The organism is Intrasporangium oryzae NRRL B-24470 (assembly GCF_000576595.1).
Taxonomy (GTDB): Bacteria; Actinomycetota; Actinomycetes; order Actinomycetales; family Dermatophilaceae; genus Intrasporangium_C; species Intrasporangium_C oryzae.
Genome location: NZ_AWSA01000087.1, coordinates 1 through 9283, shown reverse-complemented (window position 1 = coordinate 9283; position 9283 = coordinate 1). Strand labels below are relative to the sequence as shown.

Genomic DNA, 9283 nt, shown 5'->3' with positions numbered 1-9283 from the left:
CTGTCAACGGTGTCTCGGGACATCACATTGGTGCCCCCGGCAGGATTCGAACCTGCGACACCCGCTTTAGGAGAGCGGTGCTCTATCCCCTGAGCTACGAGGGCGGGGCATGGCTGAAGCCCTAGCCGGAAGCCTCGCAGCAAGAGTCGCTGTAACCCCCGCTTGAACGAGGCCCTGTCGGGCCGGCCAACGGGGACAGGGTACTGGACTGGCGTGGCGTCCTCGCGTACGGCCGTCACCGAGTCTCCGGACGCCCGCGTCAGCGCGAATCCACACGAGCCTCGCTGAAGCGCGCGACCGCCTCCGGGGTCACAGGCGTGAACAGGTTGACGAGGTTGCCGTCCGGGTCACGGAAGAGAATCGACTTGTTGCCCCACGGCATCTGGGAGGGCGTCTGTTCCCACTCGCTCACGATGGGCTTGAGCCGCTCATACTCCGCGTCGACGTCATCGACGATCCACTCGATGATCACGGTCTGGTTGGCGGCCGGCCGGGCGGCATCGTTGAACAACGCCGCGGTGCTCGCATCGCCCAGGGCGAGCGTGCCGGACGGGAAGCGGAGCTCGGCGAAGACCGGGGCAAGCCGGGTGGCCTGGGCACCGGTCAGTTGCTCGTAGAAGGCCACCATGGTGTCCAGGTGGGCTGTGATGATTCGAACCGAAGCAAGGTTCATGGACGTTCTCCACTCTCTGGTTTCGGGCAGCGGCCCCGGTGATCCGGCACGATGCGCTACGCTACAGTAGCGTAGCGCAGTGAATCATGGGAGGTAGCAGACCGTGACGGGCGAGACGGCGAAGACCGGTGCGGCCACGCAGGTGCAGGCGACCGGCACTCACTCAGCGGACCCCCGCGTGATCCAGTCGCGCGAACGTGTCCTCACGACGACCCTCGAGCTGCTCACCGAGTCGGGCCTCGGTGGGCTGACCATGGAGGACGTGGCCAAGCGCTCCGGCGTGGCGAAGACGACGATCTATCGCCACTGGAGCAACCGGAACGCCCTCATCATCGACGCGTGCCTGCGCATGACCGACGGCGACGAGGAGCCACCGGACACCGGCTCGCTCGAAGGCGACCTGCGCGCCATCCTGACCGAGCTGGCGCACCTGCTCGCCACGGCCAAGTGGTCCTCGATCATGCCGTCGATCATCGACGCCGCCGAACGCGAACCCGACATCGCCCAGGTCCACAGCCGGCTGCAGGTCCGGCATGCCGCGCCGATGCGCGCGGCTCTCGAGCGCGCCGTCGATCGAGGAGAGATCTCGCCCGATGTGGACATCAGCGCAGTCGCCTCGGCCCTCCGCGGGCCGCTGTACTTCCGTCGCTGGTTCACGCGCGAGCCTATCGACACAGCCTTCATCGACCTCGTCGTGCGAGGCGGCCTGGCCGCCATCGACGTGGGGTAATCGACGTGGGGTGATCGACGCGGGGTTGCGGTCTGCCCGCTCCGACCTACGCCTCGGCGGCGGGGGAGTGGACCCCCTCCGCGCTCGCCGCCCCGCGAACCGCCTCCGCCACGGCGGCCGCGACAGCGGGGTCGAAGACGCTCGGGATGATGTAGCTCGCGTTGAGCTGCTCGTCCGTCACCACACCGGCGATCGCGTGCGCTGCGGCGACGAGCATCTCGTCCGTGATCCCCGAGACCCCGGCGTCGAGCAGCCCCCGGAAGAACCCCGGGAACACGAGCACGTTGTTGATCTGGTTCGGGGCGTCCGACCGGCCGGTCGCGACGACGGCGGCGTGCTCGCTCGCCACGAGCGGGTCGACCTCGGGCACCGGGTTGGCCAGCGCGAACACGATCGCATCGGGGGCCATCGTCGCGATGTCGTCGCCGGTCAGCAGGTTCGGCGCGGAGACCCCGATGAACACGTCCGCCCCGACGAGCACCTCCGCGAGCGACCCCTCCCGACGCGAGCGGTTCGTGTGCTCGGCGATCCACAGCCGGAATGGCTCCATCCCGTCCTGGCCCTCGTGCACGGCACCATGACGCCCGCACCCGATGATGTCGCTGGCGCCCTGCGAGAGGAGCAGCCGGATGATCGCGTGTCCGGCCGCGCCGACCCCCGACACGACGATCCGCACGTCCTCGAGCCGCTTGCCGACGACCCGGAGCGCGTTGGTCAGGGCGGCGAGCACGACGATGGCCGTCCCGTGCTGGTCGTCGTGGAAGACGGGGATGTCGAGCGCCTCACGCAGCCGCGCCTCGATCTCGAAGCACCGCGGCGCCGAGATGTCCTCGAGGTTGATCCCCCCATAGACGGGCGCGATGGCCTTGACGATCGAGACGATCTCGTCGGAGTCCTGGGTGTCGAGGCAGACGGGCCACGCATCGACCCCGCCGAACTGCTTGAAGAGCGCCGCCTTGCCCTCCATGACCGGGATCGCCGCGAGCGGCCCGATGTTGCCGAGCCCGAGCACCGCCGACCCGTCGGTGACGACGGCGACCGTGTTGCGCTTGATCGTCAGGCGCCGCGCGTCCTCCGGGTGGGCCGCGATCGCGAGGCAGACGCGCGCCACGCCCGGCGTATAGGCCCGCGACAGGTCGTCGCGGTGCTTGAGCGGCACCTTCGGGACGACCTCGAGCTTGCCGCCCAGATGGAGCAGGAACGTCTGGTCGCTGACCTTTCGCACCTCCGCGCCCGGGATCCGCCCGATCGCCTCGGTGATGAGCTTGGCGTGCGCCTCGTCCGACGTGTCGCACGTGACGTCGACGACGAGCCGGTCGGTGCGGCTCTCCGCGACGTCGAGCGCCGTGAGCGCGCCGCCGGCCGACGCGACCGCGGCCGTCAGCGCGGCCGTCGAGGTCGCCGCAGCGGGTACCTCGACGCGGATCGTGATCGAGTAACCGGGACTCGGGGTGGCCATGGTGCTCCCATCGGGACGGCTGCGGCGCTGATCCCCACATCGTCCACCTCGCGGCCCCCTCAGCGGCCCCACACACGCCGATCGGCTGAGCACGCCCGGGGCCACCCGCCCCCGTGGGCCCCGGCCGCCTGCGGACCGCGCCTGCGCGTCTCAGCGAGCCCAGCGGCATACGAGCCCTGGATTGCCGCCATGTCACCGTACGGCTCCGTCGCGCTGGGGCTCGGCCTCGTCCCCGTCGACGTCTCGGTCGACGGCTTCGACCTCCTGCCCGACGTCGCCGGCTGGCTCTTTGCCGCCGGGGGCGCCCACGCCCTGTCGAGTCGTCACGGCGCGTATGCCGCTGGGCGGGCTCTCGCGCTCGCGAACGCCGTGCTCGCCGCCCTCCCCTACATCCCGTTGGGTGCGGTTGCCGTGGAGAACGTCCTCGACGTCCTCGTTGCCCTCGGGCGTCCCAGCGCGAGCCGGCCCGACGCTCGCCAACCCCGGGTTGCGGCTCGTCCCCACCCGCTCGGTCTGTCGCCGAGGTGTCCGCGACCGCATTGGCTAGCCTGCAGGAATGAGGACCGCCGCCCAGCCCCACACCGCTCCGTCGACCGACCAGGCGACCGGCCAGGCGGCGAACGGCACGGCATCCACGGGCCCCATGGAGGGCCCCGCGACCGGGCCCACGACCGGGCCCACGACAGGGCCCACGACAGGCGCGCCGTCGAACGGCTCGGTGTCGGCGGACCCGCGGGCCGAACGCGTCGCGGCGGCGGTCAAGAGCTGGCAGCGCACCCTCGTCGACCTCGGTGGCCGCAACACCCTCCTGTGGTATCGCGACCTCCCGGCGGGCACCCTCGACCTCACCACGGCCCACCCGGGCGGCGTGTCCAAGCTGCTCGCCGGCAAGCCCACCCGCCTCTCCGAGCTCGTCCGTGAACCGGCCGCCCTCGACGACGCGAAGCGGCGTGCTCGCGCGATCCGCGCCAAGGCGCTCGAGCTGCGCGAGGAGCGCGGCATCGCCGCCGGCTTCATCGCGATCGGCATGGCGACGTGGTCGGTTCCCCGCGCCCCCCGGGCCCCGGCCGCCCCGGTGCTGCTTCGGTCGTGCGTCCTGCGCCCGACCGGCGCCGCGCAGGAGGACTTCGAGGTGGACCTCGGCCCCGAGGTCGAGCTCAACCCGGTCCTGCGCGAGTACCTCCGCTCCGAGCAGGGCATCGAGGTCGACGGCGAGTCGCTCGCCGACCTCGCGACCGTCGGGTCGGCCTTCGACCCCACGCCGGCGTATGCCGCTCTCGACCACGTGTGCGGCGCGGTCCCCGAGTGGACCATCACGCCGCGAATGGTTGTCGGCACGTTCTCCTACGCCAAGCTTCCGATGGTGGCCGACCTTGCGCTGCAAGGAGACTCGCTCGCCGACCATGACGTCGTCGCCGCCCTCGCCGGCGACGAGGGCGCGCTCGCCGCCGTGCGGATGCGCGTCCCCGACAACGAGCCCGACGCCGACCCTGAGCACGAGCACCTCGTCCTCGACGCCGACGCCTCGCAGCGGGCCGCGATCGACGCCGTCCGGGCGGGCGCGCACGTCGTCATCAAGGGCCCGCCCGGCACGGGCAAGTCCCAGACGATCGCCAACCTCATCGCGAGCCTCGCGGCCGAGGGCAAGTCGACCCTCTTCGTCGCCGAGAAGCGGGCGGCCATCGACGCCGTGCTCGGGCGTCTCGATCGGCTCGGCCTTGGCGACCTCGTCCTCGACGCCTACGACGGGACGACCAACCGCCGCGCGGTGGCCCGGCAGTTCGCCACCGCCTTCGACGCCGCCCTCGACGAGGACCCCGAGTCCGGCTCCGCTGCCCTCGGGGGGCGCACGGCCGAGGCCGCCACGGCAGCCCTCGTCGAGCACCGGGCCCGGCTCGTCCGCCACGTCGAGGCCCTGCACCGGGTCCGCGAACCCTGGGGTGTGACCGCTCACGAGGTCGAGCAGTCCCTCGTCGAGCTCACCGGGCGCACGCCCCCACCCGCCTCGCACGTGCGCCTCGACAGCGCCGCGCTCGCGGCGCTGAGCCGCACCCGCGTCGTCGAGATCGGCCGGCGCCTGCGCGACGTCTGCGGGCTCGGCGCGTGGACCCAGGACGGCGACGACCCCTGGTACGGCGCCCGGATCCTCACGAGCGACGACGCCGGCAAGGCCCTCGAGGTCACCCGCCGTTACAGCGGTGCGGCCCTCGACGAGCTGACGCGGCACCTCAACACGATCCTCGCCGAGTCGCGCGTGCCCGAGGCCAACACGCTGGCCGACTGGACGACCGCCTTCGACACGATGGCCCGCGTCCACCACACGCTCGAGGTCTTCCGGCCGGAGGTCTTCGACGTCCCGCTCACCGAGCCCATCGCCGCCACCGCGACGAGCGAGTGGCGCCAGGCCAACGCCGTCTCGATGGGGTGGTTCACCCGCTGGCGGGTCCGCAGCCAGACCAAGCGGCTGCTCCGCCCGGGTCGGCCGCCGGAGCGGCTCCACGACGAGCTCGTCGCCGCCGCCGAGCAGCGCAAGAACTGGTACGCCCTCGTCGGCGGCGGCGGTCGCCCCGAGATCTCCCCGCGGCTCGAGGAAGGCCTCGAGCTGCTCGCCGGGCTGCGGAGCGACCTCGACTGGCTCAGGGAGCGGCTCCGTCCGGGGCGCGACGGCCGCGACCTGACCCGGATCCCCCTCGGCGAGCTCCGCGACCTCCTCGCCCAGCTCGCGAGCCGGCCCGAGCGGATCGCCGTCCTCCCGCAGGTGACCACAACGCTCGACGAGCTGCGGACCATCGGGCTCAGTGCGCTCGTCGACGACCTCGCCGCGCGCGGCGTCGCGACCGACGACGTCAGTGCCGAGGTCGAGCACGTCTGGTGGGCCTCGCTCGCGCAGGAGATCACGGTGCGTGACCCCTCCTACGGCGCCCACAACGGCGATGCGCTTCGCCGTGACGTCGCCGACTTCGTCGTCGCCGACCACGCGCACCAGCAGGCCACGGTCGCCCGGGTCCGCGCCGCGGTCGCCCGCTCGGTGCGCGAGGTCATCGCCGACCACCCCGCGCAGGAGGCCCTCGTCCGCGCCGAGGCCGGCCGCGCCCGACGGCACAAGCCGCTCCGCGACCTCGTGCCGCAGGCGTCGGCCACGCTGACCGCCATCAAGCCGTGCTGGGCGATGAGCCCGCTCGTCGTCGCGTCGACGTTGCCCCCGGGCCGCTGGTTCGACGTCGTCATCTTCGACGAGGCCTCGCAGGTCCAGCCCGCCCAGGCGATCTCGGCGATCTCCCGTGCGCGCCAGGTCGTCGTCGCCGGTGACGAGCGGCAGCTCCCGCCGACGAACTTCTTCACCGTCGTCTCCGACGACGAGTCGGCGCCCTCGGACGAGACGCTGACCGAGGGGTTCGAGTCGATCCTCGACGTCCTCACCGCGGCCCTGCCGACGCGCCGCCTCACCTGGCACTACCGCAGCCGCGACGAGCGCCTCATCGCCTTCGCCAACGAGACGATGTACAACGGAGCGCTGACGACCTTCCCCGGCACGTCGCTCGAGTCGGCCGTCACCTTCGAGCCCGTGGAGGGCGTCGCCGTGGTCCAGCCCGGCGCCGACGCGATCGAGACGACCGACACGGAGGTCACCCGCGTCGTCGAGCTCGTCCTCGAGCACGCGCGCACGAGGCCCCACGAGTCCCTCGGCGTCATCGCCCTCGGGATCAAGCACGCCGAGCGCCTCGACGAGGCCGTGCGCGCCGCCCTCCGCATCGCGCCCGACGTCGCGGACTTCTTCGCTGAAGACCGCGAGGAGCGTTTCTTCGTCAAGAACCTCGAACGGGTCCAGGGCGACGAGCGCGACGCGATCATCCTCTCCGTCGGCTATGGCAAGACGCCGCACGGCCGGGTCCTGCACCGCTTCGGCCCGCTCAACAACGAGGGCGGCGAGCGCCGGCTCAACGTCGCCATCACGCGCGCGCGGGTGCGGATGACGGTCGTCTCCGCCCTCCGGGCGAGCGACCTCGACCCGGGCCGGCTCAAGGCCACCGGCGCGCTCATGCTCCGCGACTTCCTCGCGTATGCCGAGTCGCGCGGTGACGCGCTCCCCGGACCCTCGCGCGTGGTGGCCCGTCCCGCCGCGGCGGACCCCCTGCGGCACGACCTGGCCGAGCGCCTGCGGCGCGAGGGCCTCGTCGTCCACGAGGACTTCGGCAACGCCCTCCAGCGGATCGACCTCGCCGTCGAGGACCCCTACCACCGTGGGCGCGCCCTGCTCGCGATCGAGACCGACGGCCCCCGGTATGCCGCCCTGCGCGGCACGCGCGACCGTGACCGACTGCGCCCCGAGCAGCTCGAACGGCTCGGCTGGATCCACGTGCGCGTCTGGAGCACCGACGTCTTCCGTGACCCCGCACGGGAGATCGCGCGGATCCTCCCGATCGCCCGAGCGATCCGGACCACGGCCGCCGTCGACACGGCCGAGCCGTCCGCGACGGTCGGCGACCCCACGACGCCTGGCACCCCGGGGGCGCCCGGCCACCCCGCGACGTCAGGCGGCGCCGCACCGGGGGAGAGCGGCATACGGGAGGATGGTGCCGTGACAGACGAACCTGCCGGCGCGGGGCCGAAGCGCCCCGAGGACGCGGGGGAGGACGTCGCTGACACCGCGTCAGGCATCGAGGCGGCGCCGCAGGGGACGGACTCGGCGGAGGCTCAGGAGACGGACGCCGGCGCTGCGGTCGAGGCGACTGCAGGGGCGGCCTCGACTCCGCAGAAGCGCAAGCGGCGGCGGGTGTTCCGCAAGGGCACGAGCCCAGTCGCGGAGGACCAGCCCGGCTCGAGCCGCGACGACACCGACCTCGGCTGGGGCGAGCGCCCGAGCAGCGGCAGCGACCGCGACCGGTGGCTCCAGGAGCAGCGTCCGCCGCACTACGAGTGACGGAATGTGGGGGTGGCCGAGCGTGTTGAGTACCCCATGAACACCACGACCCCCTTCTCGCTGCGCCTGTCCTGGGCCCAGAGCCTCTTCGAGCGCGGTGACTTCCGCGCGGCCGCCACGGCGCTGGCCGAGCTCGTCGACGAGCTCGAGCCCGCGACCGGTCTCGCAGCGGGGCAGGGGTCCGACGCAGGGATGGTCGTCGAGGCGGAGATCCTCCACGGCACGACCGAGCTGCGTCTGCTCCTGGCTCGCGCGTACTTCCACTCGGCGCAGTTCACCCGCGCCGAGACCGTCCTCGTCCGGATCGTCGAGGAGGCGCCCACCGACGGCTACGCCCACCTCCTCCTCGGGCGGACCCTCCAGCGGGCCGGTCGCCACGACGAGGCGGCCCGGCCGCTCGCCCTCGCCGAGATCCTCGGCGACTACGAGCGACCCTCCGCGTACGGCTCACCGGTGGATCGCTCGGAGTGAGGCAGCCGACCACCGAACCGACCGGCTCGGGGTCCTTCGCCACGACACACAGTGCCCGGTCTCGTCCACGACGAGACCGGGCACTGCGCTGTTGTGGGTCGGGCCTGGCCTCAGCGGACGCGCAGGGCGTCGCGGATCTCGGTGAGGAGGACGACCTCCTGCGAGGGGGTCTCGAGCTCGGGCTCGACGCCGCGCATGCGCCGCTCGTTCAGCTTGTTCACGGGCAGGACGATGAGGAAGTAGATGGCCGCGGCGACGCAGATGAAGTTGAACACCGCCGCGAGGATGAGCCCGATCGAGAAGTGGGCGCCGTTGAGCGTGAAGTTCCAGACCCCGGCGAGGTTGGGCTTGCCGAAGATCGCGGCGACGAGCGGGTTGATGAGGCCATTGACGACGGCGTTGATGATGGCGGTGAAGGCGACGCCGATGACGAACGCGACCGCGAGGTCGAGCACGTTGCCGCGCATGAGGAATTCCTTGAAACCCTTGAGCATGAGCACGTCCTTGTCTGTCTGGCCCCCGAGTGGGCGATGAGCGGGCGGATGGCCGATCGTGGACATGGGCCCCTGGAACGGCCGCTGCTCGGATCGGCGCACGTACCGGTCCGGTCGCCCGACGTGCTGGGGATCGGTGGGACCCTCGGGGCTGCTGGTGCCGGTGTGTCGGAGCCTACTCGCGGCGGTGGGCCGAGAACCGGATCGCGAGGGCCTGACTCGGTGTTTCCTCGGAGCGGGTCAGCCGACCCGGCGGACGGCGAGGACGAACGTCTCGCCGGCTTGCAGCGTGCTCAGGGCCTGAGCGACGCGGGCGGCGGCAGACGCGTCGAGCGCGAGCGTGACCGAGGAGGGTCCCTCGGACGACCAGGCCGAGCCCGAGCCGGTGGGCCTCTGGACGGTGAGGACGACGACGTCCTCGGCGGCCAGCGCGCCCGTGCCCGTGGCGTAGAGGTCGACGTGCGACCCGGCCCGCGCGCCCGCGCTCGTGGCGTCGAGGACCGGCACGCTCATCGCGACCCGGCCCGTCGGCTGC

8 protein-coding genes and 1 tRNA gene are annotated in these 9283 nt (G+C 72.5%); 3 read left to right on the top strand and 6 right to left on the bottom strand.

Annotated features, from left to right (window positions below):
- Positions 1 to 28: 28 nt before the first annotated feature.
- Both N865_RS20935 and N865_RS20930 read right to left on the bottom strand, forming a co-directional pair.
- A tRNA-Arg gene (locus tag N865_RS20935) sits at positions 29 to 104 on the bottom strand.
- Between the two features lie 155 nt (positions 105 to 259).
- Positions 260 to 673: a VOC family protein gene (locus N865_RS20930; protein ID WP_034810216.1), complete on the bottom strand. Its 414-nt coding sequence runs from the start codon at positions 671 to 673 to the stop codon at positions 260 to 262.
- A 103-nt stretch (positions 674 to 776) separates the two neighbouring features.
- Between N865_RS20930 and N865_RS20925 the strand changes: the two genes are divergently transcribed.
- A complete protein-coding gene (locus N865_RS20925; RefSeq protein ID WP_211244945.1) occupies positions 777 to 1403 on the top strand; it encodes a TetR/AcrR family transcriptional regulator in 627 nt (208 codons plus the stop codon).
- A 46-nt stretch (positions 1404 to 1449) separates the two neighbouring features.
- On the opposite strand, the gene N865_RS20920 is transcribed toward N865_RS20925, so the two are convergent.
- Positions 1450 to 2862, bottom strand: a complete 1413-nt coding sequence (locus N865_RS20920) for an NAD-dependent malic enzyme (RefSeq protein ID WP_034810215.1) — start codon at positions 2860 to 2862, stop codon at positions 1450 to 1452.
- A 192-nt stretch (positions 2863 to 3054) separates the two neighbouring features.
- A complete protein-coding gene (locus N865_RS20915) occupies positions 3055 to 3366 on the bottom strand; it encodes a hypothetical protein (protein WP_034810214.1) in 312 nt (103 codons plus the stop codon).
- A 52-nt stretch (positions 3367 to 3418) separates the two neighbouring features.
- Here N865_RS20915 and N865_RS20910 point away from each other — a divergent pair, with 52 nt between their 5' ends.
- Positions 3419 to 7783, top strand: a complete 4365-nt coding sequence (locus N865_RS20910) for an AAA domain-containing protein (RefSeq protein WP_245603861.1) — start codon at positions 3419 to 3421, stop codon at positions 7781 to 7783.
- 36 nt (positions 7784 to 7819) lie between these two features.
- Positions 7820 to 8254, top strand: a complete 435-nt coding sequence (locus N865_RS20905; RefSeq protein WP_034810213.1) for a tetratricopeptide repeat protein — start codon at positions 7820 to 7822, stop codon at positions 8252 to 8254.
- Positions 8255 to 8364: 110 nt separating this feature from the next.
- Here N865_RS20905 and mscL read toward each other — a convergent pair whose 3' ends face one another.
- The gene (gene mscL / locus N865_RS20900; protein WP_034810212.1) at positions 8365 to 8748 is read right to left on the bottom strand and encodes a large conductance mechanosensitive channel protein MscL; all 384 of its coding nucleotides are present in this window, start codon (positions 8746 to 8748) and stop codon (positions 8365 to 8367) included.
- Between the two features lie 240 nt (positions 8749 to 8988).
- Positions 8989 to 9283 (bottom strand): hypothetical protein (locus tag N865_RS23150; RefSeq protein ID WP_034810211.1); only part of this gene is annotated, 295 nt, incomplete at its 5' end.